Source organism: Mesobacillus sp. QJM3NY_10, assembly GCF_056173465.1.
Genome location: NZ_CM149675.1, coordinates 726,429 through 751,082 on the forward strand (window position 1 = coordinate 726,429; position 24,654 = coordinate 751,082).

Below are 24,654 nucleotides of genomic sequence, written 5' to 3' on the forward strand. Positions count from 1 at the left end.
GGTCATTTCTCTCCTTCTAAGCGAAACACTTCTTCGACTGGTACTTCGAAGGCAGCTGCTATTTTTAATGCGAGGGTGACGGAGGGAGCGTAGTCCCCTTTTTCGATCAGTCCGATTGTCTGTCTCGTCACGCCGATCTTGTCCGCTAAATCTTGCTGTGAAAATCTGAATCTTGCTCGGAATTCACGAACAGAGTTTTTTAACATTTACAAGATTACTCCTTTGGTAATATTTGTTTATCTACCCTAAATGTAATATATCCTTTGCATTTTGTAAACTTTTATTTACATTACTAATGTCTTAATGAGCTGTTCTATCAACAACGAAATTTTTCAACGGTACTATGGGATTTCGATTTGAGCATCCCCTATGAAAACTAGTCCAACAGACCTAACTGTTAAAAAATACCTGTGTAACCATAGTAAGGGAGTGCCGATATGACATGTATATACTTAAAATGTAGATGGACGGGGTGACTGCAATGCAGCCAGATTTGAATAACAGCTCTCTTTTTGAGGTATATAAATCCTTGTTTGATTATAACCATGATGGGTGCTATGCCCTTGATAGAGAAGGGAATTTTATTGTTTTTAATGAAGAGGCGGTAGCCATAACGGGTTATACCATTGATGAAGCTATGGAAATGAATTTTATATCGATTGTTCATGACGATTATCTTGAGGAAACAATAAAGCATTTTAAACGGGTCACAAGAGGAGAACGTGAGAGGTTTGAAACGGTCATTTTAAGGAAGGGGACAGGTGAGCGTGTCAATCTGATGATCACAGCAGTGCCAATTAAGGTTGGAGGTGAAATCCTGGGAGTTGTCGGTTGCGCACAGGATATCACGGAAAAGAAGGAACTCGAGGCCATGGTGAGAGGCCAAAACCGGATCCTTAAAATGATGGCAAAGGGAGCTGGTTTTCAGGAAGTTCTTGATGAAATAGTATTTTTCATCGAGAGTTTCACGGACGGCGCGCACTGTTCCATCCTCATTGCTGATCAAGAGAAAATGAAATTGCATCATGGATCATCTCCCCATTTGCCGCCAGTATATAATGCAGCAGTTGATGGTATGCCTATTGGTCCTACGGCTGGTTCCTGTGGCACGGCGGCCTTTTTTAAAAAATCTGTAGTCGTGACAGATATTGAGAACGATCCATTATGGGAGAATTACCGTGAGCTGGCTCTTCCCTATGATTTGAAGGCTTGCTGGTCATCACCAGTTTTTGATGATGATCAGAGGGTGATTGGCACATTTGGCATGTATTATTGCAGTACGAGATCTCCACGCGAGAAGGACCGGAAGATCATTGAAAAAGCAACAGACCTCACCAGCCTTGTGATTCAGCACTATCGGGCAAAAGAAAAAATTGATTTTATGGCGTATCATGATGCGTTGACCGGGCTGGCGAACCGCAGACGGTTTGATGAAAGGGTCCAAAATGCCATTGCCGAGACAAATCTGGAACAGGAAGAAAAAATGAGTCTGATGTTCCTCGACCTCGATCGATTTAAGTACGTGAACGACTCTCTAGGCCATTCGATTGGTGACCGGCTTCTTGTGCATGTTTCTGATAAATTAAAAGATTGCCTGGGAGACGGTGACTTGTTCTCAAGACAGGGCGGGGACGAGTTCACTATTTTACTAGAGCATACGACGAAAGAAAAAGCTGAAGCTGTGGCTCGTAACATACTCAAGGCATTAGAGGAGCCTTTTGCCATTGATGGTACAGATATTTTCATCTCAACGAGTATAGGCATGAGCTTTTACCCAGATGATGGTGAGGAAGTTGATATGCTGTTGAGCAAAGCGGATGTCGCGATGTATCAGGCAAAAAAGCAGGGGCGCAATAATTACCAGATGTATGATGTGTTGCTTGATCGAAAAGCTTTTGAAAGGCTTCAGATTGAAAATGAGCTCCGCAAAGCACTCGAGCGTAATGAATTTGCGCTTCATTATCAGCCGATTGTAAACTTATGCAAGAATGAGATTAAAGGAGCGGAGGCGCTTATCCGCTGGCAAAATGAAAGAGTTGGTCATGTATCACCAGATCAGTTTATTCCGATTGCGGAAGAAACGGGATTGATCATTCCGATTGGTGAGTGGGTGCTGAAAACAGCCCTGCTGCAGCTCAAGGATTGGCACCGTAGTGGAATGGATGGATTGACGGTATCGGTGAATTTATCGATTCGCCAATTTTATCAGCCTGATTTGATTCCGATGATTAAAGACACAATTGAGTTGGCCGGAGTCGAGCCGCGCTTCCTGACGATTGAGATTACTGAAAGCATGACAATGGACGTAGAGAAAGCAAGCGTGATTCTTCATGAGCTGAAGGAGCTTGGAGTGAATATCTCAATTGATGATTTCGGTACAGGCTACAGCTCGCTGAGTTACCTGAAGAGATTCCCGATTGATCATTTGAAAATCGACCGCTGCTTTGTGAAGGACATCGCCGATAATAAAAGCGACGAAAACATTGCCACAACGATTATTTTAATGGCGCATAACCTGGGATTGTCCGTTATTGCAGAAGGCGTGGAAACAGAAGACCAGTTAGGTGTATTGAAACAGCACCGCTGCAATGAAGCTCAAGGTTATCACTTCAGCAAACCCGTGCCAGGAGAAGAATTTCCTGGAATTAAAGTTCCTTCCTGATGCGGAGGAGCTTTTTTTATGCAAGTCAATTGGAAAAAATGAGCGAAATTTCCAGTTCGCTATAAAAAGGAGATTCTCGCTATATTAATTAGAAACTCGCTATAAACAAAAAAGTCGCTATAAAAAAGATTTTTTCGCTATAAAACTTGATTATTAGCTATAAAAATTTTCTCGGTAAAGTTGAACTTCGTATCTTAAAGCAAAGTAGCCAGCTCTTTCATGAGATTTCTTCCTGAATTGTAATTTTTAGGTTGGAACCTGAAACAATAGCAAGCAATCCCCGTCTAATTTTACAAGGGGGTTCGAAAAATGATGAAAAAATGGTGGTTAATAAGCGGTTTGTTGCTCGTTTCAATAGTAGCGGTGGCATTTTATTCTTTGCCCCAGTTCAAAGTCGTGAATGCGTGGGAAGAGCAGCATGTGGTCCTGCCGAATAAGTTGTGGAAGCTAGAGTTTTCCGAGAAAATCTCTGAAAAAAGTCTCGATGCTGATTTAATTTATGTGACGAATGACAAGGGAGAGAAGCTCGACACGAAGCTGGAGCTGGGTGACGACCGGAAAACCATCTACATCCATCCTCCGAAAACCGGTTATGACCTCAAAGTGAAGGAGTATACCGTTCATTTTAAAAAAGGGATTCAATCTGCGCTCGGCAGGGAGCTGAACTCTGAGCACAACTGGAAGTTCGTTGTAAAAGAAACGCTTCCGACGGTTGGCTCGCAGGAGAATTTGGCGAGCTACTTTGAGGAGATTATCGAGGAAGAGAAAGAGGCCCGGAACTGGTTTGGCGGATTGAAGGAGTCCTTCACGGCTGGCGAGGATAAAGCGTCGGAGGAGTCCATGTCTGCTGATAATTCTGGTGGCGGCGGGGATGTTTCCGAAACGAATGTCCAGGTGCAGGGTGTAGATGAAGCGGATATCGTCAAAACAGATGGAAAAAGCATTTTCCAGGCTGAACATGACAAGGTGCGAATCATCCAGGCAGTGCCAGGCGCACAGATGAAGGTTCTGTCGACAATCCGTTTTGATAGAAATTTTTCGCCTAATCAACTGTTCCTGCAAGACGATCAACTCGTGGTCATTGGACATCAATACAATGAAATTTACAAGCCATATGAAGAAGCTGCTAAGGATTCGCTGATTGCACCTTTGATGCAGATGACGACAATCATTGTTTATGATGTCAAAAATCCTGCTGAACCCAAACAGGTTCGTGAAGTCAAAGTGGAGGGTCACTATATCTCGGCAAGGAAGGTGGATAATCTTGTCTACCTGATCACGCAGCATTATCCGGATTACTGGCTACTGAAGGAGAACCGGAAGATTGATATCAGGCCGAAGTACTCTGACACCGCATATGATTCAAAGGAAAGAAGTATTGATTATGACGAAATTCATTATTTCCCAGAGTCACGCCAGCCGAACTATACATTGATTGCTGCGCTCGATCTCGACCAGCCGAAAAAGGAAGTGGCCATGACCACGTATTTGGGCAGCGGAAACCAGCTTTATATGTCCAAGGAAAATCTTTACCTGGCTGTCGAGAATTATGGTGATATGGAGCGGAAGGATCGAGGTGTGGTTGCTCCGGACACCGATGTCCATAAATTTGAGGTTAAGGGCCTGGATGTAAACTACCACAGCTCCGCAACCGTACCGGGAACCGTGCTGAACCAGTTCTCGATGGATGAGCATAATGGCTATTTCCGGGTGGTGACGACTAAAGGCTATGCGTGGGATGAACAACGCCATTCTAGTAACCATCTCTATATTTTGGATAAAAATTTAAAGGAAACAGGGAAAATTGAGGAGCTGGCGCGCGGGGAGAGAATCTATTCCGCAAGGTTCATGGGTGACCGAATCTATATGGTTACTTTTAAAGAAACAGATCCGCTGTTTGTGTTCGATGCAAGCGACCCAGCCAATCCTAAGGTGCTCGGCGAATTGAAAATCCCAGGCTTCAGCAATTATCTGCACCCATATGATGAAAACCATATCATCGGCTTCGGCCAGGATACGAAAATTGTCGCTGAAAAAGGAGCCTCGCAGCCGCGTATCCTGACAGATGGAGTTAAAATCTCCTTGTTCGATGTGAGCGACATGTCCAATCCGAAAGAGAAATTCACTGAGATCATTGGGGGTCGCGGCACTTACTCACCATTGAACCATGACCATAAAGCTTTGCTGTTCAATAAAGACAAAGACATCTTTGCCTTCCCGATTTCAGTTTACCGAAACAGTGAGAAGAATGAATACGAACAAATCTTTGAATATCAGGGGGCTTATGTTTACGATATTGACCCTGAAACTGGTATCCACCTTAATTCAAAAATAACCCATATCAACGGTGACATGCCGTATTACGAAGAATGGGAGCACCAAATTCAGCGCCTGCTCTATATCGGAGACACAATGTACGCCCTGTCCGCCGAAAAAATTACAAGTCATAAAATGGGCAGTTATGAAAAGGTTGGGGAGTTGGAGTTTTAAAAAAGAAGGCACTTCTGCACTTGAGCCCCGCAGAGGTGCCTTTTCGTTTTAGTTACTGCCGAGCCCTTCAGTATTCTGCAGCACGATTCTCCAACCATCGGGATCGGCAATCGTCACACCGGCATTTTTCCAATACGGATTTTCCGGCTCGACTTCCGGATAGCCCATATCATGCAGCCGCCCAGCGATTGCGTCTAGCGCTTCCTTGTCAGGAATGTAGAAGACTAATAGATTGTCTTCTGTGGGCGCGGGACAGGGACTGCCATTTTCATGCTGGGTAAACTCAAGGTGATAGCTCAAATCAGGCAGGCCAAGCATCACCCCGTCATAGCCATCATGTTTTTCAAATGAACCTACTACTTCAAGCCCTACACCATCACGATAAAATTCAACGACCTTTTCCAACTGATCCGTTGGCCGTGCAATCCTGAATTGGACAGCAGGCATTTTTTCAGACCAAGATTTCTTCATCTTCAGCACCTCGCTTCAATACTTTAGTTTTATAATATTGTAAAAAAACACATTTGAGGTCGGAGATAGGAATGAGAATTTCTCAGACTTTCGATGTAGTTTGTTATAATTAAGATGATATTAAATTAAGAGGTGTTTACATGACCCTTGGTCTTGTTTTAGTCATCATTATTCTCATTGGAGCACTGCTGGCAACATTGTTATTGTCCGGCAAGGGAGACGAGGAATATAGCAAAGCCACGAAAAAAAACACGACGAACCTGACAATGATTTATGTGGTGGTTATTTTGTTATCATTCATTGCCGTTGGGGTTTATATTAGGTGGTTTGTTTAGGAGTTTAAAAAAGGTCAGCCCTTCATAATCGGGCTGACCTTTTCGTTTATACAAACAGGCAAAGCAACAAAATAAATCCTAATCCTGCTACTGAAATAATCGTTTCAAGCAGTGTCCATGTTGCGAATGTTTCTTTCATGCTAAGACCAAAGTATTCTTTGAACATCCATTTCTATTATGAAATTCTTTTGGACTAAACCTAACGGAGGTTCATTGCTTTTTCAACTTCTATTACAAGTTCTGTTGGTTTCATTCCTAAAGCCACTGCAATTCTAAAAAGATCATCGAGTGTTAGATCATACTTAGCGCTTTCTATATCGCTGATAGATTGTAAACTTATACCGCTGTATAAAGCCAGGTCCTCTTGTGTCAATTGTTGTTCGGCTCGCAGTCTTTTAATGGTTTTTCCTAACTCATGAGTAATGTTCATGGAGTTATCCCCTTTTCTCATATTTTTCGCATAGTGCTAGCTGAATAAAAATCGTCACACTACCATTTTATGTTTTAGCTGATTTTATATATATTATTTACTTTTTATTCACTTTTTGCATGCTGTGAATCCAGCAAGAATTTATAAGGAATCGTGTACCTTCTTATTTTGTTCCCACTGATGCATTCTAAGAACTATCATAGCATCTCCTAGAAAAAGAAAAAATAAGAGATGATATTGAAAAAGTAATAGAATCAGCAAGCCATTTTTCGGATGAAAAGTAAACTCTTTCAAAAAGTAAAAGGGTTAAATTAAAATAGGGATAAAAGATTACGATCACATAAATAAAGGGAATGTGCCCTTAGGGAAGCAATCGTGGGGTTAAAGGTCACATAAAAGGACATAATGTTCCCTTAGAGAAGCAATCTTGGAGTTAAAGGTCACATAAAAGGAGATAATGTGCCCTTAGGAAAGCAATCGTGGGGTTAAAGGTCACATAAAAGGAGTTAATGTGCCCTTAGGGAAGCAATCGTGGGGTTAAAGGTCACATAAAAGGAGTTAATGTGCCCTTAGGGAAGAGATTGTGGGGTTAAAGGTCACATAAAAGAAGATAATGTGCCCTTAGGGAAGCAATCGTGAAGTTAAAGGTCACATAAAAGGGGATAATGTGCCCTTAGGGAAGCAATCGTGGAGTTAAAGGTCACATAAAAGGAGATAATGTGCCCTTAGGGAAGCAATCGTGGAGTTAAAGGTCACATAAAAGCCCGGAAGAAGGCGATACTTCTTCCGGGCTTTGTATTTTACTCATAATGAGTTGAAATCCACTCTCCTTTGACTAAGAGGTTTTTCTTTAAGACTCTTCTTATGGCTTTCTTGGGCAGAATCCCATATGTCCATTCAAAAATTGCTGATGTGGTTACTCTCCGATCCGGGAAGAGTAATTGAAAGCTTTTAACAGTGCGTAGCACCATAGAATCAACCGGTTCCCTGGAGTCACAATGATTGCATATAATCCGCTTTCGCTCGAAAACCTCCAAAAACTCCCCGCACTCTCCACAAATAACCCCTTTCCTCAACATACCAAAATCATAACCTGGTACTCTGCTATATGGTGATTTCGTAATATGCAATGACAATAGAGCCTCGGCCAGCTTGGTATGCTTGCTCGTTAATTTTGATGAGGTTCTGTTCATTTTATTCATAAAGCGGTTGAGTTGGTTTGGCAAAATAATGGGTGATTTTAATGGTGCTTGCAGTAGGGCAAATTCAGGGTTGATGAACACGAGGTGAGGTTCAAGTGGGGTGTAAAATCCCAGGCTCTTCAGCAGTTGTTTCAGGAGTGTTTCTGCTCTATTTAGTTGGTGTAGGGGGTTTTTGGTTTCTAACCCTGCGACTGTTTTAAATTTGTCACCATCCAGATAATAGTCCCCTTCAAGGTTTTTTACTTCAAAAAGGTGTAGGCGGTCCTGTGTAATCACGAGAGAATCGATTTGAAAAAGGGTGCCACTCACTTCGAGGAGCAGGTCGTTGATAATGAGACTCTCAACTCGGTAATTCGTAAACCATTTGTCAAACTGCACTTCACCTTCATACCCTTTTTCAAGCGTTCTCAGGTTTTGGGCATCTTTCTCTTCCAGTTCCATTCTGCGATTCAAAGCTTCCAATATCTCTAATTCTTCCGGTTTGGTTCTTTCTTTTACTATCATATTCCACTTCCTTTCTTTTTCATTTTAAAAGACTGTCAAATAAAAATCAGTGAACATTCTTGGACATTTATGATACTATTAAGCTAATTTCATATGATCTTATCAGGTCGGTGAGGTAGAGGAGCGAATAACAAAAGTAGTCCATCGGAGTATGACATCGTTGATGGTGGCTGAAAGGGTTGTTTGCCGAAGCGTAATCAGGGTCAAACTGATTACTGCTGGGATGCTTTCTGAACAAGGAGCAGACTGTCATGCGGGGTTTGTGCATGGAGAACTACTGATCGAAATGGAGGATAACGTATATTGTAAAAGCAATGATAGGTTATTTTCTGTCATTGCTTTTTTGCAGACAAAAGCCTTTCCATTATCCCCTTCTATCAAACTCCTAACGCACTCCCCAGGCATTCACAATTTTTATCTATCCAAAGGGGAGAATCTTCTTGAGAACCATCTATAAAAATGGAACGATCTATACATTCAATTCACGCAATCCAATTGTACAGGCTGTGGTCATCGAAAATGGCCGTTTTATCGATATGGGAACTACCGCGGATATGGTGCTGCAATGGGGCAGCAAGGCACAAACCATTGACCTGGAAGGGAAGACAGTTACGCCAGGCTTGATTGACAGCCATCTTCACCTGTCCATCATGGCGGATAGTTTTATCAATCTCGATTTTGTCGGAATCACGACCAAACATGAGATGCTGGCAAAAATTCAGGAAAAAGCCAGCCAGCTTGAGCCGGGCGAATGGATTGTCGGCAGCAGCTGGGATGAGAATCTTTTTACCGACGGAGGGATTCCGACGATAGCAGAGCTGGATTATGTGGCGCCAGCCAACCCGTTATTTTTAACAAGGACGTGCCTGCATGCGACCCTCGTCAACAGCAAGGCGCTCGAAGTGAGCGGCTATCATCAGTCGATATCGGTTCCGGAGGGCGGCACAATCGTACTCGATGAAATCACCAAGCAGCCGACGGGACTGTTCCTCGAGTCAGCGGCGAATCTGGTCAGACAGCACATTCCTGAACGCTCGTACGACGACTGGAAAAAAGCGATGAGACAGACGATGCATTTTGCCATGAGTAAAGGGCTGACGAGCGTGCATACGAATGATCCACTCTATCTTGGCGGACTTGAAAAAACGTGGGACCTATTCAATGAACTTTTAAATGGAGAGCAGCTCGGTTTGCGCAGCAATCTCCTAATCAACCATGAGTTTTTACCAAACCTAAAAGAAGCTGGAATGTACACTGGTTATGGCAATGATACCCTGCAAATCGGTGCGGTGAAAATTTTTGCCGATGGAGCATTTGGCCGGAGAACCGCGCTGTTGTCAGAACCATATAGCGATGCGCCAGGTCAGTATGGTGATGCGATGTATGACCAGGAGCATTTATATGAAATCGTGAAAGGTGCACGGGAACTGGACATGCCGATTGCAGTCCATACAATTGGCGACCAGGCACTGGAGAATGTTCTCGACGTGCTGGACAAGTTCCAGGCAGTGGCTTATCGAGACCGGCTAATCCATGCGCAGGTTTTACGAGAGGAATTGATCCCTAGACTAAAGTCGCCAAGCAGAATTGCCGATATCCAACCGCGCTTTATCGCAAGTGACTTCCCATGGGTTCAGGAGCGTCTCGGCGTAGAACGAATCAAGCTTTCTTACGCATGGAAAACCTTGATGGAAGCAGGTGTCATATGTGCCGGAGGCTCTGATTCTCCGGTTGAACCAGTCGATCCGATTTTGGGAATCCATGCGGCAGTAACAAGGAAAAAGCCGGGGGAAACTCACGCTGGCTACGTGCCGGAGCAGAAGCTGTCGATGGTCGATGCTTTCCGACTCTTCACCGAACTAGGAGCTTATCCAACAAACGAAGAGACGGTGAAAGGCACTATTGCACGGGGAAAATTAGCAGATCTGACCGTTTATTCCAAAAATCCATTTGAAATGACAGATGCAGATGAACTTTTATCGATGGAAATTGAAATGACGATCATTGGCGGAGAAATCAAATATCGCAGGCTCAATTAGAAATATGGAGACGGTTCTTAACTTCCATTCGGAAGAAAGAACCGTCCTTTTTATTTTTATGGCTAAAGTCCTAAAATTTTCTGAATTTGAACCGAAATAGTAGGTAAGAGTGGTAATTTAATCTATTGCTGGACAGGAGAGCGGAAAATGAAATTCAAAAAAAGGTTCACAAAACCACAGATGAGATTCAGTGTTCGTGCTAAACTATTGACCGGCTTTTTCTCGGTTTTAACTTTGTTGGCGCTCGTGGCAATCATCACGAACTTTCAGTTTAACAAGATGAACAGCCAGTATTCGTCATCCATTGATGAACGGATGGAAAAGCTGAATCTGATTGTTGAGATGAAGGATGCCATCATGAGGGAGCAACTGGCACTCCAAAAGTATATGGCTAATGGTGATGGAGAAAGCCTGATTGAATTTGAAGGTGCGGTAGAAGATTTTGATAAAAGCTCTAAGAAATATTTAAGCTCAGAAGAATCAGCTGAGGGAAAAAAGGTAGGAGAAAACCTTGTTGCAGCTGAGGCGCAATATTATGAGGTGGCTTCAGAGGCTTTTCTTTTAATAAGAGATGAACAAATGGTCAAGGTCAGGTTATTGATGCAGGAAAAAGGAAATCCGCTTATCTTCAGCCTGAATTCTGCTGCTGAGGACGCGATTGAGTACCAGCAAGACGCTCTGGAATTAACGGGTGAAACGTTATCTGGTGATGTTAAGAAAGTAGCCTTGCTCATCATTGTGCTCAGTGCAGCGGCGTTTGTGTTGGGAATCGTCATTGCGCTGCAAATAAGCCGAATGATTTCCAAGCCGGTTCAGCTGGTATCGCAAGCAGCAAAGCAAGTGGCGCAAGGGAACCTGGCTGTTGAAAAATTGAATGTGAAGAATAAAGATGAAATCGGCGAGTTGGCCGCGGCTTTTAACGAGATGACGACCAATTTAAGGGAACTGATTTTCAAGGTAAGCAGTACATCGGAGCAGGTTGCGGCATCGGCTGAAGAAATGATGGCAAGTGCGGAACAGACCAACTCTGCTACAAACCAGGTAGCAACAGCCATCCAGGAGGTTGCTGGCGGTGCCGAGGTCCAGAGCAAAAATACAGAAGAAAGTGCGAAAGCGGTAGGCGAGATGTCAGGCGGGATCCAGCGAGTGGCCGAAACGACCTCTACCGTTGCCGAGTCTGCGGCTGAAACGGCAAAACAAGCACAGGTCGGCCAGGAATCTCTGGAAAAAGTCATTGAAAAAATGAAGTCGATCAATAATACGACAAGCGAAACCAATGGGGTTATCAAAGACCTGGATCGGAAATCAGCGGAAATCGGCAAAATCATCGAAGTCATCACAGGCATCGCTGACCAGACGAACTTGTTGGCGCTGAACGCAGCCATCGAAGCGGCAAGGGCCGGTGAGCATGGAAAGGGCTTTGCAGTTGTTGCTGATGAAGTCAGGAAACTGGCTGAGTTATCGAGACAATCTGCGAGCCAGATTTCCGGCTTGATTGAGGTTATTCAAAAAGAAACTCATCAGGTTGTGGAAATGATGAATAAAGGAACGTTTGAGATTTCTGAAGGTTCGTCTTTAGTTGAGGAGACGGGCCGTACCTTTGAGGAAATTCTAAAATCGATCGAAAATGTCAGCGAGGAAATCCAAGAGGTATCCGCGATATCTGAGGAAATGTCGGCAAGTGTCCAGCAGGTAAATGCCTCAATCGAAGAGGTGACCAAAATCGCCCGTGATTCCGTAGCAAGCACTGCAGAAATCGCATCCGCAACGGAGGAACAGCTGGCATCAATGGAAGAGGTGTCCTCTTCATCAGCTTCACTAGCAAGTCTGGCGGAGAACCTGAGAGAGATGGTCGCGAAGTTTAAAATTTAAATTAGGGAGAAGCATGAGGACGATGAGCGTTCTTATGCTTCTTTTTTTAATGGTGGATTGGTGCCCGGAAAATCAAGTTTTTGGAAAAAGAGTTCACCAATGAAGCGTATTGGAGCACTTACCAAAGCAGTCTCCAATAGGATTCATCCCTCCCACAGGTGCATTCGCCCAAGCCAAAGCCGTGATAAACGCATATAAAGTTAGTGAATACAAAAAGAGAAGAGGGAGGTAAGCCGTATGCGTGCATACAGACATCCTTATCGTTCGCAGGATCAGAGGTTTATCGGCTGGGGCTTTGGATTGCCGTTTTTAGGTGGTTTGGCTGGTGGTTTGTTAGGCGGAGCGTTATTTTATCCGCGACCTTTCTATCCTCCATACCCGCCAGTTTACCCGTGCTGCCCGCCGCCTAGATATCCGTTTTATTATTAATTAAACAAAGGGAATGAGCTGCTTAGCTCATTCCCTATTTTTATCTTTTTAAAAGTATAGACTTTTTGCACTTACGCTTTTCTGTCTAACTAATATTGGCTTGTTTGATTTCATGCTTATCCATGAATTCGAGTGACAGCTCGTTGAACTCTTCGGCTTTTTCAATATTGCAGACATGGCCGCAATGCTCCAGAATCACCAGCTCGGAGCTTTCATCCCCGCGAAGGTCTTCTGCTACTTCCCTGACAAACATATGGTCCTCAGCACCTGAGATATAAAGCTTTGGGACATCTGCGCTTTTTTCCTGCACATTGCTATAGGTGGTTTCGACATCTCCGGCAAGAGGATACCACGCGAGGAAATTTTTTCGTTTCATCTTATAGGCTTCCTGGATGAAAAATTTTCTTGAGCCTTTATGGTTACCACGAGGCATCAGAATCCAAGCCAGTATGCGGTACAGCCACATGAATGGAATGAAGTTCCTTATTAACCAGGCGAGTTTGATCAGTGATTTTCCAAAAAGGTTTAATCTGGTGATCGCCCCTCCAAGGACTGCTGATCTCACTCGTCCGGGTTCCGTCTGCAGCAGATGATGGACGATGATCGTTCCCAGTGAAACGCCGACAAAATGGGCCTTGCGGATTGAAAGGTGGTCCATTATCTTGAGAATCTCGCTGATAATCAAATCAAAAGAAAACCTGCCCTTATAGGAATCTATGTCAGGTGACTTCCCATGCCCAGGCATGTTAATCGCGACAATATTATATTTTTTCAGGAATGGTTTTAGCTGCTTGTAAAAAATATTCGAGTTCCCGCCAATTCCGTGCAGCAGAACAATATACTCCGAGCCGCGGCCCTTATACAATCTGTAATCTAGCATCCGATTCTCCTTAGGCGTACTTGTTGTGATAATAATGATACCCTTGATGCTGATGTTAGTAAACTATTGAGGCAAAAATAACGACAGGTACCATCTGGTAAAGATGATACCTGCCGTGTGAAAATTATTTCTTCTTGCCCTTTTTGTCCATTTTTATGACCACTGTCGTCAATGGATCAAGAGTTAACTTGCCATTTTTCATCTTAAATCCGGATGGCTTGGATACAGGTGTTTTGCCTGCTTCGTCGTTATCGACTACAACCTTAGCTTTAGAGAAGTCAAGGTCTCCTAAAGTCAACGTGCGAGCTTTCATATCAGCATTGACGAATACATAGTACGTACCAGTCTTATCGGTAGATACGTTTTCGTATGCGATAACTAAGTCGTTATCGTTGATTTCAGGCAGGTCAAGCAATTTGACATTTTTGTCAACGAGTTCTTTCTCGCCAAGGCGGAAAGCGTTCGTTGATTTTCTCAGCTCGATCAAGCCTTGAGTGTAGGCTTGTGTCGTTGTGTTAACTGAGTATTCTTTCTTGTTTGTTGCTTTTTGCCAGTCAAACATGTTAATCGCATCGGAAGAATCATATGAATCGTGGATGAAGTAGCCGAATGGGTTGCCTTGCTCATCAGCCAATTCATGATACTTTTGCTCAGGAACGCCTTCACCTTTCCATTGCTTCGTCCTTCCATACTCCTGGCCTGCGTGAAGGAAAGCAGTACCTTGAGAAGTCAGGATCAAGGAGTTTCCAAGTCTGATGCGCTTGTGGATCTCCAGGTTGTTCTCAGGAATGGCCGGGTCCTTTTTAATCGACTGGGCAATGACATCGTACAGCGGTAGGTTATCGTGTGCCGCGATGTATTGGACCATGTCGCCAGGATCGTCATCGGCTGTGTTGCCAGGCTGTCCTTTGATGTTGTTGAAAATCGTGTTGATATCACGAGCGCCGCCAGTCAGGAATCGAGGCTCACCTTCTGAGCCGAAGCCTGATTTCAATTCGTTGCGGATCTCATCAGAGAATACACCAACATCATCAGTTTTATCCATCCAATCCTGGTCAGCACCCATGCCAGCTAGTTCTGGCTCGGCGATGTGGCCAGCAAATGTTCTCCAGCCTTCACCGATGAACAATGCATCAGGATTTACAGATGCAGCTGCATCATATGCGTTTTGGATAGAAGGGTAGGTTGCGTCACCCATCATATCGAATCGCATACCGTCAATCTTGTATTCTTCAAACCAGTATTTCACTGAATCTACCATCAGCTTTTCAGCCATTTTGTGGCTTGTTGCCAGGTTGTTTCCGAAGCCGCCAAGGAAGTTTCCTTGTGCGTCCTGGAACGCATAGTAGTTAGGAACGATATCATTCAGCTGGCTGGATTGTGCCATATGAGTGTAGACAACATCAAGGACGACACCCATTCCAGCATCATGGATTGCATCAATCATCATTTTCAGTTCTTTTACGCGTAATTCAGGATCCGTTGCATCCTCTGAATAGGCGCCATCTGGCGAGAAGTAGCTGTGTGGGTCATAGCCCCAGTTATATTCGTTGCCGCCAGCAGAGTAGTCAAGTTCTCTTTGGCCCATCTTCGTTTCATCGCCATAATACCACGCCATAACAGGCAGTAATTGAACGTGTGTTACGCCAAGCTTTTTAATATAATCCAGCTTGTCAATAAAGGCATTGTAAGAACCCCATCTAGCGTCCAAGTCACCTTCAATAGAAGGGTCAGATGTGAAGTCACGTACATGAACCTCATAAATGACTGCATCTTCACGCTTTTCATAGCCTTTGATTTTTGCATGATCGAAATCTTCAGGATCTGTTCCGCTCAGGTCAACAATCGCTGCTTTACCAACGGTGTCACCATCCGGACCAGCTTCACCCTTCGTATTCACAGTGAAGGCTGCCATTGATTTTGCGTAAGGATCAAGAACCTTTTTAGTCACTCCGTCATTTGTCACTTCATACTGGTAAAAATAACCCTCGAGATCAGTTACATTCAGGTCGCTAGGAGCAACGTCAGCAGACCAGACTCCTTTTTCACCCTTCGTTAACTCGATGCTGCCAATTTGTTCTGCTGCATTGTCCTTGTTAAAGAAGTTCGCCACAACCTTGCTTGCTTTAGGAGCCCAAAGCTTCAATGTTGCTGAGCCGTCTTTGTAAGTGGCACCCAGGTCATCGCCGTCGTAAGCAAACATTTCATCAAGCATTCTCCAGCCCGATGAAGCAGAAACAGTTCTGCCCGAATACGTGATGGACAAAGGAAGCTTTTCTAAATCAAATTGAGCTTTTACTTCTACTTTTTTGTCTCCTGCAATCTTCACACTTTCAATCTCAACAGTTGTACCGTCTGCGTCTTTAATCTCCAGTTTCGATTTCAGATCTTCAGCTGTTAAGCCGTCAGTCATGGTAAAGCTCAGTAAAATCGTATCCTCGGAAATCACTTCAGCTGATGTGAGACCAGTTGCCTGCTCCCAATATGGTGAAACGTAGACATTGTCATCGCCCTGACGGACCCATACATGATTGTACTTATCCAGCAGGTTGAAAGATTTATCTCCGCCGTCTTTGTCTTCGTTTGTTCGATTGAGCGTAATCATTCCGATCGTTTTCGCATTTTCTTTTAGCTTAATGTCAACATACGCACCATAACGGTCCGTTCCAGTGAAGGAAGCCGCTCCTGTTGGCCAGCCATCAGAAGGTGCAGCGACATCGCCCCAGTTCCAAAGACCCCAGTTTTCATAATCAGCGTTGTCACGTACATAGTGAACGCGGACTGTGTTTTCAGGAAGGTTGACTGGTTCGTAAGTGTAAACCTTGTCATCGCCTTGCTTGATGAAAATTTCATTAATTTCTGGTGAAGTGATGGTAAAGCCTTTGTCTCCGCCGTCTTTGCCAGCATCACCTTTTGTTACATCCATGACGAGGAAGCCGATGTTCTTTGCGCCCTCTGCAAGCTCGACGTCAATGTATGCACCGTAGCTGTCTGTTTTCTCAAACATCGTAGCACCTGTCGGCCAGTTGGCAGAAGGGGACGCTACATCGTTCCACAGCCATGCTCCAAAGTTTTGGTAGTTGTTGTCATCACGCTTGTAATGGATACGGACATGGTTCGCAGGGATTGTCTCAACAGTTCCATCTCCGCCGCCATATCCAGTACCAGCAGATGCAGCAGCTGTAATCGTGCCGCCTTCAACTGTTAGTAAAACAGTACCGCCATCAGCTTTTGCTGGAATTGTTAATGTTACTTTCCCATCAGCAGCAGAATATGTTTTGCCTGAATAGTGGTCTGTCACAACTGCGTTTTCACCATCAACAGTCATGGTGACTTCTTTTGCAGCGTCAGCAACGTTCAAGCCAACATATGCAGCTTCATTTCCGTGCTTTCTAGCAAAAATCATGAACTTATCAGCATCTGTGCCGCCGATTGCTGTACGTTCTCCTTTAGCGAACACTTCTGAATGATCGCTTCTGAAGTTCAAAATCTTTTTATAGTGTGCAAGGACATCATTGCCTTCAACCTGATCCCATGCTAGATCATAACGGTTGTCGTATTGCGGATAGTTGTTTTCTCCAGATTGTCCAAGTTCTTCACCGTAGTAAATAACTGGCTGGCCTTTTGCTGTTGCCTGCAGGGAAGCAGCAACTTTTAGCTTGCCTTTGTCATTACCTGCATCAAATAGGAATCCATTTTCATCGTGGCTTCCAAGGAACTGGCCTAAAGTTGCCGTGTTATCAATTTTCGTGTTTCGTGATATTAACGCATCATTAGCGGCTTTCAGGTTTCCGCTTACAAATGAATGAGCAATGTTGTTAAAGTCAAAATCAAGCAGCGAGTCCATCATACCTGTTTCTAGGTAGCCATAATCGTCTTTTGCACTTGCTCCCCATGCCTCACCAATCATCTTATGTTCAGGCATTTTTTCAGTAATCGCGTTCTTGAATGCCATCCATGTTGCATCTTCAACGTGCTTCACTGTATCCACACGGAAGTAGTCGATTGTGTTGCCATTAGTAGTTGTCGCTTTGTCAATCCAATCTGTTTGCCAATCAATGATTTGTTGGCGTACTTCAGGATCTTCTGTTTTAAAATCAGGAAGTCCAGCTAATTCGCCAACGACTTCATCGCTTCCAACATTTGCACCCTGACGGAGCAGGCTGCTGAAAGTGCTGCGCTCTTCATCTGTTGGGTATCCAGTTGGCTGATTATCGACAGAACCATCAATGTCTTTTAAGCCATAACCAGTGTGGTTCAATACCACATCAACCATAATCTTGATTCCGCGTTCATGGGCAGCGTCAATCAGGTTATGGAATTCCTCAATTGTCCCGAAGTGGGGGTTCAATTCACCAAAATTGCTAGCCCAGTACCCGTGATATCCATAATAGGAAGGGTCACCTTCGTTGTAGCGGACATTGTGTTTAACATTCTCAACGATCGGACTGATCCAGATTGTGTTAACACCCAGTTCATCAAGATAGGCTAATTTCTCAGTGATTCCTTTAAAATCTCCACCCTGATACGTACCGCGGTCAGTAGTGTCATAGTTCAATCCATAAGGATCATTGTTAGATGAATCCCCATCAAAGAAACGGTCAGTCAGCATGAAGTAAATGATGGACTCGTCCCAGTCAAAATCATTTTCGCCAACGGACTGTCTTGTTTTCACGTTCACAGTTGCTGTCCCATTATGTGTAGTTCCGAATGAATCGGTAACACTTAGTGGAATGGATTTTGTGCCTGCTGTTACGTTGTCATCGACGCTAATCGTAACTTCTTTTAACGATGGGTCGATTTCAAGAGCATTTGATCCACCAAGCTCAGAAACATCAGCAGTGATCTTGCTGATTTCCACGCCATCAGTCAATCCTTGTACATCTACAGTCAACACAGCGTTTTGGTTGTAATCAATTTCTGCCGGATGGACAGAGCCTGAAACAGCCAGGTCAGCGCTAGCGTAGGTGATTTTTGAAGCACCATCAACCGTATTGTAAGGATCGGTTACTTCATTCGTAACGCCATCCTTTGTTACTAGATATGTGTACTCACTTGTTCCGTTAGGAATGTTTTCATATGAAACTACGAATCTCTCATTCTCTGGCTCGTACGTCATTGGAAGGGTTTCGCCATTGAACTTCAATTCTACTTTTTCAATCGTGCTCATTGCATCGTTAGCGAAAAGCTCTTTATCACGATAGAAGAAAGTTGCATTTCCATTATCAATGACTGGAGCAGATCCATCGGGAACGATGCGAATTTGTTCTACACCACTTGTGATGAATGCTTTTGTAATGGAATCGTTTTTGTTGACGTTAATAAAACGGTCTCCAAATTCTTTTTGTGCAGTATCCCAGTTATAAGTACTGCGAAGAACAAAGCCCATCTGTGCAGAATCAGGGCCTACGGGGATATCAACAACAGCTTTGCTGCCTTCCTTTTTTGTAAAATCAACCTGGCCATCTTGTACCCCTGTATTCCAGGTCCATATATTCCATTCACCAAAATTCTGGTCTTCACGAATGTAAGTAAAGCGCACCTTGCGATCAGTCGATTCTGAGGTTACAGTGGTTCCTTCAGCATTAGCCTGCTGTACAGGTATAAAAGGAAGCCATAAACTCAAAATCATGATCGCCGTCATAAAAATAGAAAAGCTGCGTTTTATGCTTTTTCTCATACGGATTTTTTCCTCCCTAGATTGAATGATGTAGCTAGAGTAATAGAAATGATCCTCCTTTCTATGTATCTGGAATCTAAATGAAACCGTTTGCACAACTGGGTAAAAAATTTTAAAATCTTTTAAATCATGCAAACGCTTGCAAATTGCTTTCTTCTTGATTTTACAATATTTCAACCAGGCCAGCAATGGTAGGAGGGGAGGCTGATTGCATGTAAATAGTACCAAATATCTACATGGTTTGACAGGAGGGTAGGATAAAAGTATTTGTAGATTGTCAGTTTTTATTTAATTTTCTTGAAAACTCATATGAATATGAAGAAAGTTGTCGGAATAAATATATTACAATGATAGAAAATGAATAATAAGTCCTATCTGAAATGTCTGCTTTTTTGAGTGAAATCATGTATCTTTACGATAGATATGCTTAACGAAAGAGGTATTGGAAGATGAGTAATCTAAATGAGTTATTTCGTGAGAGAATCGGGCTACCCATATTAGCACCTGCCACATTAGCCAAGCTGGATACAATTCTGGAACTGACCGCAGCTTCAATCCCGTTTGAAAACCTGTGCACGCTTTCTGGTGATTTAAATGAGTTAAATGAAAGCAATTTAGTGGAAAAAATCATCAGGAAAAATGAAGGCGGCCTCTGCTATGACCTGAACGGCATCCTCTATTTATTTTTAAAAGATAATGGGCTTGATGTCCAGCTGGTTCGCGGTTCAGTGTATGTCCCGGATTTCAAAGGCTTTAGTCCAACAGGCAGGACGCATGCTGCGATTTTATTGAAGGAAGAGGGCGAAAGATATTTGGTTGATACAGGTTTTGGCGGGAATCTGCCGTTAAGGCCGGTGCCGATGGATGGGACAGAGATTAGTTCTCCTAATGGGGATTTCCGTGTAAAACAACATGATAGCGAGTTCGGGGATTACATTTTAGAGATGAAGCTGAAGTATAAGGATTCTGATTGGAGAATGGGATACGCCTTTGATTCAAGGGAGCCGGTTGGAAATGTCAGTGATTTATCTGAAATGAAGAAAATCATAACGCAACATCCGCAGTCTCCATTTAATAAGAAGCCCTTGCTGACTAGAGTGACAGCTGATGGAAGCATGGTATTAACGGAAACTAGTTTTACACAGTGGACAGAAGATGGTGTTAAGAAAGAGGAGATAGACTCGGAACGCTTCAAGGGACTGGCAAAAGAATTCTATAACATTGAACTAAAATGAAACCTTCCTATGATGTTAACCGTTAATATAGTATCAAAAATGACAGGTGGATGAAGCAGATGGATTCACGGGACTACTTATTGAATGAACTGAAGGAAATTGAAAAATGGGAGAAGGACCAAAAGGGGCTTTGGTTTTGGGAGCGCCTGACCCGTCTGCCATTCAAGATGCTTGACCGGTTCACGCCAAAGTTCATTCAGGGGAAGGTTGGGATCCTGCTTGATGAGCTCGGCAGCTATATTCAAACCGGCGGCCAATATTTAACAAGCGAGAAGTCTGTGTTTCAATTTTTCGAGAAGAAGACTGGCAGGAGAGTCAGCCAGCTTACTGACATGGAGCGCGTTCCGGTGGAAGAAATGAAAATAGCATCACTGGCACTTGGCGAGCAGCGAAAGAAGGCAGCGACAATCCAGGGTGCAAGTACCGGAATCGGCGGAATTTTTACGCTGGCGATTGATATTCCTGCTGTGCTGGCTCTCTCGCTAAAAACAATCCAGGATATTGCGATTATCCATGGTTACGATCCAAGAGATAAAAAGGAACGTGTATTCATCATTAAGTGCCTGCAGTACTCTTCAGCGGATGTTGTTGGAAAACAGGCCATCTTGAATGAATTGAGCGATTTTAACAATGAAAGTAAATCAAGGGAAGTCATCTCCCAATTGCAGGGCTGGCGTGAGGTAACCTTGACGTATACAGAATCATTTGGCTGGAAAAAACTGCTTCAGATGGTCCCGGTGGCAGGAATTGTGTTCGGTGCATTCGCCAACCGGTCGATGGTGAGCGACCTTGCCGAAACCGCGACGATGTTATATCAGAAGAGGCGGATTTTGGAGAGGCTGGAGAGGGACTTGATTGAGGAAAAATAAGGACTTTAAGTTTGCCAGGGAGATTATTATTACAGAAAGCAGAGCCTGACCGTGATGGAATTAGGCTCTGTTTACTAACTTATACTTTGCAGATTGTATAAGCTTATATGTGGTATACGACAAAACAAAAACAAGAAGTGCATCCACTAAGTTCATCAGCAAGTAATGGGTGCCTGGCTCCAGGCCGATTGTTTCAAACAAAATATCAATCATATCAATAAAGAATACATGAATGGCATATATTCCGAGAGAGTTTCCTCCTATTTTAGTGATCAACAATCCCTTTCCGAGATGGGGATTGCTTAGTGCGTATAGGAATAGAAATAAGGTAAGAAAAATCGTCGTAAAAAAGTATTCTCCATGTTTGGAATCTAAACTCTTCAGCCAATAACCTTCGGAAACCTGGAGGAGGGCAAAAAAACAAAACAAGTAAAAATATATCTTTCCGCTAAATCTTTGCCAGGATTGAATAGTAGCAAGCCAAAATCCCAGAACTGTATAGAACAGGCTGATATAGAGAGCGGCCCGGGTTGTGCTCACTGGCAGCTCTTCAAATATGGAATAGGACTGTCCAAATAAACCTAATAGGTTTAAGCAAAAAGAGATCATCAAAAGCAGCCTCACTCTTTTCAACCTATAAAAAAGATATAAAATCGCGATACTCCATACAAGCGAAATAACGAACCACAGCTGATAACCGCTTGTTCCTTGTCCATAATAGAGGAGATTAAGAACAGTCAGGTTGTCCTTGTACTTGGATAGTTCAGCTTTAACGTTTCCATGAGTCACTATAATTCTCAATACATCATAAACAACATAGAAAATGAGCCAGCTAACATATATCTTAAGGATTTTTGTTATATATTTTTTAAAGTAAGAGAAGGAATCGGGATTACTGCTTACTTTAAGACTGAACAAATAGCCAGAAGCGACAAAGAAAAATGGGACAGCAAACCTTGAAAGGTTATCAAGAACAAAATAGCCCACCTGGTCATTGCTGGGGAATGTATGAATGATGACGACTGCCAGGATGGCAAAAAATTTGATAAAGTCGATTGCGTAGTTGCGCTCCATGATTAGCCTCGGGTGAAAGGATTTGTACCCCTAGTCTTTCCACTATATTCAGTCTTATGAATATAAGGGGAAGTGACTTGGGATAATAGGGAGCAAAAAGGAGGCAAAATTTGTTGAAGTCTAATAAAAAACAGCAAGACAAGAATCAAATTGAGCAGAACGTGAAAAACAAAAAGAACGAACGCACTTCTAATCAAACAGATGGCTTCCGCTACGACTATGATGATTCTTCAGACTTGAAATGAAAAAGAGGGAAAACCTTTTACTTGGGTTTCTCCTCTTTTTTCTAAGGTTTTTATGTTTTGTGTGACTGGTGTTCAACAAGATTGGCTGGCTTATCCATATGTTTATCGGTATACTGGCTGCTAAATCAGGCAGCCACTGACACTACTCTGCGTATAGCCCCTTCGTATAAAGCTCTGTCACTGTTTGTGCTATTTCCTCAACCTTAAATGAATAGTTTTCATGTTTAACTAGTTCCCATAAATACATTTCATTAATGGCAAACCAGCTTCGTGCGACTACTTCGATATTAAGTGTGCTTTTAGCGAGTCCCTTATCTTGTACATGAGATATATCCTTTGATATTCTTTCGATGAATTTATTTTGGATCAATTTCCATTTCTTTTGGGTGTTTTCCGATTTTCCCATAGCTTCATGAAATACTTGCAGGATGGAGCGGTTTTGTTCTGCAAGATATAAAAATTCGCCGACTTGGTGCTTAATCCTTCCCTGGGCATCAGTTAGATTGGCTGGCTCATACTCCATTTCAGCGATTGTGTAAAATCTGTCCATTACGTCTTCCATTATAGTTATTAAAATTTCATCTTTTCCTTTAAAGTGGGTATAGGCTGAACCATATCCAATCTGTGCTCTTGAAATGATTTGTTTAATGGTTGTTTTTTCGAAACCATTTTCGATAAAAATCTCTTTTGCCGCAGAAATAATCTTTTCCTTGGTTTCTATTGACCGTTGCAGTCTGCCATCTATTTGTTCTGTCATAGATTCACCTTTTTTCTGAAAATTTATAATACTTTTATAATATAATATTGACACGGTGTCAATATTCCGGTTAGGATATTGATTAAACCAGTAGAGGGGGATTGGGATAAGAGAATGAAAACGCATACATCGTTTGATAACACTATAGATTATGCTCGGCAATTAGACCAGAAAAATGCATTAAGTAGATTCCGTGACGAGTTTTACATAAAGAGAGACACCTATTACATGGATGGAAATTCTTTAGGGCTACTGTCCAAGCGAGCGGAACAAACATTAATGAATTCCCTGGAAGATTGGAAGAATTACGGCATCGACGGGTGGATGTCTGGAAAACAGCCATGGTTTCATTTTTCTGAAAAGCTGGGTGCCCTTACAGCGCCGATTGTCGGAGCTAAAGCTGAAGAAGTCATTGTGACTGGATCGATTACAACGAATATCCACCAGGTGTTGAGCACTTTTTTCAAACCTACAGGAAAGAGGACGAAGATTCTGGCTGACGAACTTAATTTCCCTTCGGATATTTACGCGATTAAAGCACAGTTGAAGTTGCATGGCCTCGACCCGGAGGAAAACTTAGTCCAGGTAAAAAGTAAGGATGGCCGCACCATTGAGGAAGAAGATGTAATTGCGGCGATGACAGAGGAAATTGCGATTGTTTGGCTTCCGTCCGTATTATACCGAAGCGGACAGCTTCTCGATATGAAGCGGATAACAGAGGCTGCACATGACAGAGGTATATTGGCAGGCTTCGACCTTGCGCATTCAATTGGTGCGATTCCTCATTCCTTGCATGAGTGGGGAGTTGATTTTGCCGTATGGTGTAACTACAAATATTTGAACAGCGGTCCAGGCGGTGTTGGAGGTATTTTTGTACACCAAAGTCATTTGGGAACAGCCCCGGGTCTTGCTGGCTGGTTCAGTTCCAAAAAAGATAAGCAGTTTGATATGAAGCATGATTTTGAACATGCTGAGACTGCAGGAGCTTACCAAATTGGAACACCGCATGTGTTAAGCCTTGCCCCGCTGTTAGGCTCACTTGAGATGTTTGACGAAGCAGGCATTTCAAATATACGTGAAACATCCTTGAGGATGACTGAATATATGATGCAACTCATTGAACATGAACTTGGGAAAGCTGGTTTTGAAATCGGAAACCCAATGGAAGATTGGCGCCGCGGCGGACATGTGTGCCTTGAGCATGAGGAGGCAGCTAGAATCTGTAAAGCTCTTAAAGAATCTGATGTCATTCCAGATTTTCGTGCTCCAAATGTCATTAGACTCGCGCCGATCGCTTTATATACGAGTTATGAAGATGTTTATAGGACAGTGCAGATTTTAAAAAGAATTATGGAGAATGAAGAATACAAAAAATTTGAGAATACCAGAAATGTAGTGGCTTAGTATAGTCCCATCAGCCAGACCTCACATCATCTGTGGAATGCCCCGTTAGGGTGAAAATAATAATTCATAGGAGGAT

At 43.1% G+C, this 24,654-nt stretch carries 18 protein-coding genes, 1 pseudogene and 1 riboswitch; of the genes and pseudogenes, 10 read left to right on the forward strand and 9 right to left on the reverse strand.

Going from position 1 to position 24,654, the window contains the following annotated elements; all coding sequences use genetic code 11:
- Positions 1-2: 2 nt before the first annotated feature.
- The gene (locus tag AC0VX7_RS03670) at positions 3-206 is read right to left on the reverse strand and encodes a helix-turn-helix transcriptional regulator (protein ID WP_215035715.1); all 204 of its coding nucleotides are present in this window, start codon (positions 204-206) and stop codon (positions 3-5) included.
- A 275-nt stretch (positions 207-481) separates the two neighbouring features.
- Here AC0VX7_RS03670 and AC0VX7_RS03675 point away from each other — a divergent pair, with 275 nt between their 5' ends.
- Together AC0VX7_RS03675 and AC0VX7_RS03680 are read left to right on the forward strand one after the other, a co-directional pair.
- Positions 482-2,662, forward strand: coding sequence for a bifunctional diguanylate cyclase/phosphodiesterase (locus AC0VX7_RS03675; protein WP_475426727.1), 2,181 nt, complete (start codon positions 482-484; stop codon positions 2,660-2,662).
- Positions 2,663-2,971: 309 nt separating this feature from the next.
- A complete protein-coding gene (locus AC0VX7_RS03680) occupies positions 2,972-5,152 on the forward strand; it encodes a beta-propeller domain-containing protein (protein ID WP_475426728.1) in 2,181 nt (726 codons plus the stop codon).
- Between the two features lie 48 nt (positions 5,153-5,200).
- Here the strand turns inward: AC0VX7_RS03680 and AC0VX7_RS03685 are convergent, their stop codons facing one another.
- Complete coding sequence (locus tag AC0VX7_RS03685; protein WP_475426729.1) at positions 5,201-5,623, reverse strand: VOC family protein; 423 nt, start codon at positions 5,621-5,623, stop codon at positions 5,201-5,203.
- Between the two features lie 140 nt (positions 5,624-5,763).
- Between AC0VX7_RS03685 and AC0VX7_RS03690 the strand changes: the two genes are divergently transcribed.
- Complete coding sequence (locus tag AC0VX7_RS03690) at positions 5,764-5,958, forward strand: hypothetical protein (RefSeq protein WP_475426730.1); 195 nt, start codon at positions 5,764-5,766, stop codon at positions 5,956-5,958.
- Positions 5,959-6,004: 46 nt separating this feature from the next.
- On the opposite strand, the pseudogene AC0VX7_RS03695 reads toward AC0VX7_RS03690, so the two are convergent.
- The 3 genes and pseudogenes from AC0VX7_RS03695 to AC0VX7_RS03705 all read right to left on the reverse strand — a co-directional run.
- Positions 6,005-6,127 (reverse strand): annotated as a pseudogene (locus AC0VX7_RS03695) (GntT/GntP/DsdX family permease); the annotation flags it as partial.
- Positions 6,128-6,157: 30 nt separating this feature from the next.
- A complete protein-coding gene (locus tag AC0VX7_RS03700; RefSeq protein WP_475426731.1) occupies positions 6,158-6,409 on the reverse strand; it encodes a helix-turn-helix transcriptional regulator in 252 nt (83 codons plus the stop codon).
- Between the two features lie 779 nt (positions 6,410-7,188).
- Complete coding sequence (locus AC0VX7_RS03705) at positions 7,189-8,094, reverse strand: nuclease-related domain-containing protein (RefSeq protein ID WP_475426732.1); 906 nt, start codon at positions 8,092-8,094, stop codon at positions 7,189-7,191.
- A gap of 108 nt (positions 8,095-8,202) precedes the next feature.
- A riboswitch (Lysine riboswitch) is annotated at positions 8,203-8,379 on the forward strand.
- A gap of 155 nt (positions 8,380-8,534) precedes the next feature.
- Between AC0VX7_RS03705 and AC0VX7_RS03710 the strand changes: the two genes are divergently transcribed.
- From AC0VX7_RS03710 to AC0VX7_RS03720, 3 genes are all read left to right on the forward strand, one after another.
- Positions 8,535-10,133, forward strand: coding sequence for an amidohydrolase (locus AC0VX7_RS03710; protein ID WP_475426733.1), 1,599 nt, complete (start codon positions 8,535-8,537; stop codon positions 10,131-10,133).
- 147 nt (positions 10,134-10,280) lie between these two features.
- Entirely contained in the window at positions 10,281-12,005 is a 1,725-nt protein-coding gene (locus AC0VX7_RS03715) for a methyl-accepting chemotaxis protein (RefSeq protein WP_475426734.1), read from the forward strand.
- A 237-nt stretch (positions 12,006-12,242) separates the two neighbouring features.
- Positions 12,243-12,434: a hypothetical protein gene (locus AC0VX7_RS03720; protein ID WP_215034261.1), complete on the forward strand. Its 192-nt coding sequence runs from the start codon at positions 12,243-12,245 to the stop codon at positions 12,432-12,434.
- A gap of 85 nt (positions 12,435-12,519) precedes the next feature.
- Here AC0VX7_RS03720 and AC0VX7_RS03725 read toward each other — a convergent pair whose 3' ends face one another.
- Both AC0VX7_RS03725 and AC0VX7_RS03730 read right to left on the reverse strand, forming a co-directional pair.
- A complete protein-coding gene (locus tag AC0VX7_RS03725) occupies positions 12,520-13,314 on the reverse strand; it encodes an alpha/beta fold hydrolase (protein WP_475426735.1) in 795 nt (264 codons plus the stop codon).
- Between the two features lie 124 nt (positions 13,315-13,438).
- Positions 13,439-18,994 carry a pullulanase gene (locus tag AC0VX7_RS03730; RefSeq protein WP_475426736.1) on the reverse strand — a complete coding sequence of 1,852 codons (5,556 nt, stop codon included), beginning with the start codon at positions 18,992-18,994 and terminating at the stop codon, positions 13,439-13,441.
- Between the two features lie 449 nt (positions 18,995-19,443).
- Between AC0VX7_RS03730 and AC0VX7_RS03735 the strand changes: the two genes are divergently transcribed.
- Both AC0VX7_RS03735 and AC0VX7_RS03740 read left to right on the forward strand, forming a co-directional pair.
- Positions 19,444-20,229: an arylamine N-acetyltransferase family protein gene (locus tag AC0VX7_RS03735; protein WP_475426737.1), complete on the forward strand. Its 786-nt coding sequence runs from the start codon at positions 19,444-19,446 to the stop codon at positions 20,227-20,229.
- Positions 20,230-20,288: 59 nt separating this feature from the next.
- Entirely contained in the window at positions 20,289-21,098 is an 810-nt protein-coding gene (locus AC0VX7_RS03740; RefSeq protein ID WP_475426738.1) for an EcsC family protein, read from the forward strand.
- Between the two features lie 60 nt (positions 21,099-21,158).
- Here the strand turns inward: AC0VX7_RS03740 and AC0VX7_RS03745 are convergent, their stop codons facing one another.
- On the reverse strand, positions 21,159-22,172 hold the full coding sequence (locus tag AC0VX7_RS03745) for an acyltransferase (RefSeq protein WP_475426739.1): 1,014 nt from the start codon (positions 22,170-22,172) through the stop codon (positions 21,159-21,161).
- Positions 22,173-22,285: 113 nt separating this feature from the next.
- On the opposite strand from AC0VX7_RS03745, the gene AC0VX7_RS03750 reads away from it, so the two are divergent.
- Positions 22,286-22,417, forward strand: coding sequence for a hypothetical protein (locus tag AC0VX7_RS03750; RefSeq protein WP_475426740.1), 132 nt, complete (start codon positions 22,286-22,288; stop codon positions 22,415-22,417).
- 142 nt (positions 22,418-22,559) lie between these two features.
- Here the strand turns inward: AC0VX7_RS03750 and AC0VX7_RS03755 are convergent, their stop codons facing one another.
- A complete protein-coding gene (locus tag AC0VX7_RS03755; protein ID WP_475426741.1) occupies positions 22,560-23,174 on the reverse strand; it encodes a TetR/AcrR family transcriptional regulator in 615 nt (204 codons plus the stop codon).
- A gap of 114 nt (positions 23,175-23,288) precedes the next feature.
- Here AC0VX7_RS03755 and kynU point away from each other — a divergent pair, with 114 nt between their 5' ends.
- Complete coding sequence (kynU, locus tag AC0VX7_RS03760; protein ID WP_475426742.1) at positions 23,289-24,578, forward strand: kynureninase; 1,290 nt, start codon at positions 23,289-23,291, stop codon at positions 24,576-24,578.
- Positions 24,579-24,654 lie beyond the last annotated feature (76 nt).

Excerpts from the sequence above, each read along its gene's own strand:
- AC0VX7_RS03670 (WP_215035715.1), bottom strand. The coding sequence starts at position 206 with ATGTTAAAAAACTCTGTTCGTGAATTCCGAGCAAGATTCAGATTTTCA.
- AC0VX7_RS03675 (WP_475426727.1), top strand. The coding sequence starts at position 482 with ATGCAGCCAGATTTGAATAACAGCTCTCTTTTTGAGGTATATAAATCC.
- AC0VX7_RS03680 (WP_475426728.1), top strand. The coding sequence starts at position 2,972 with ATGATGAAAAAATGGTGGTTAATAAGCGGTTTGTTGCTCGTTTCAATA.
- AC0VX7_RS03685 (WP_475426729.1), bottom strand. The coding sequence starts at position 5,623 with ATGAAGAAATCTTGGTCTGAAAAAATGCCTGCTGTCCAATTCAGGATT.
- AC0VX7_RS03690 (WP_475426730.1), top strand. The coding sequence starts at position 5,764 with ATGACCCTTGGTCTTGTTTTAGTCATCATTATTCTCATTGGAGCACTG.
- AC0VX7_RS03700 (WP_475426731.1), bottom strand. The coding sequence starts at position 6,409 with ATGAGAAAAGGGGATAACTCCATGAACATTACTCATGAGTTAGGAAAA.
- AC0VX7_RS03705 (WP_475426732.1), bottom strand. The coding sequence starts at position 8,094 with ATGATAGTAAAAGAAAGAACCAAACCGGAAGAATTAGAGATATTGGAA.
- AC0VX7_RS03715 (WP_475426734.1), top strand. The coding sequence starts at position 10,281 with ATGAAATTCAAAAAAAGGTTCACAAAACCACAGATGAGATTCAGTGTT.
- AC0VX7_RS03720 (WP_215034261.1), top strand. The coding sequence starts at position 12,243 with ATGCGTGCATACAGACATCCTTATCGTTCGCAGGATCAGAGGTTTATC.
- AC0VX7_RS03725 (WP_475426735.1), bottom strand. The coding sequence starts at position 13,314 with ATGCTAGATTACAGATTGTATAAGGGCCGCGGCTCGGAGTATATTGTT.
- AC0VX7_RS03730 (WP_475426736.1), bottom strand. The coding sequence starts at position 18,994 with ATGAGAAAAAGCATAAAACGCAGCTTTTCTATTTTTATGACGGCGATC.
- AC0VX7_RS03735 (WP_475426737.1), top strand. The coding sequence starts at position 19,444 with ATGAGTAATCTAAATGAGTTATTTCGTGAGAGAATCGGGCTACCCATA.
- AC0VX7_RS03740 (WP_475426738.1), top strand. The coding sequence starts at position 20,289 with ATGGATTCACGGGACTACTTATTGAATGAACTGAAGGAAATTGAAAAA.
- AC0VX7_RS03745 (WP_475426739.1), bottom strand. The coding sequence starts at position 22,172 with ATGGAGCGCAACTACGCAATCGACTTTATCAAATTTTTTGCCATCCTG.
- AC0VX7_RS03755 (WP_475426741.1), bottom strand. The coding sequence starts at position 23,174 with ATGACAGAACAAATAGATGGCAGACTGCAACGGTCAATAGAAACCAAG.
- kynU (WP_475426742.1), top strand. The coding sequence starts at position 23,289 with ATGAAAACGCATACATCGTTTGATAACACTATAGATTATGCTCGGCAA.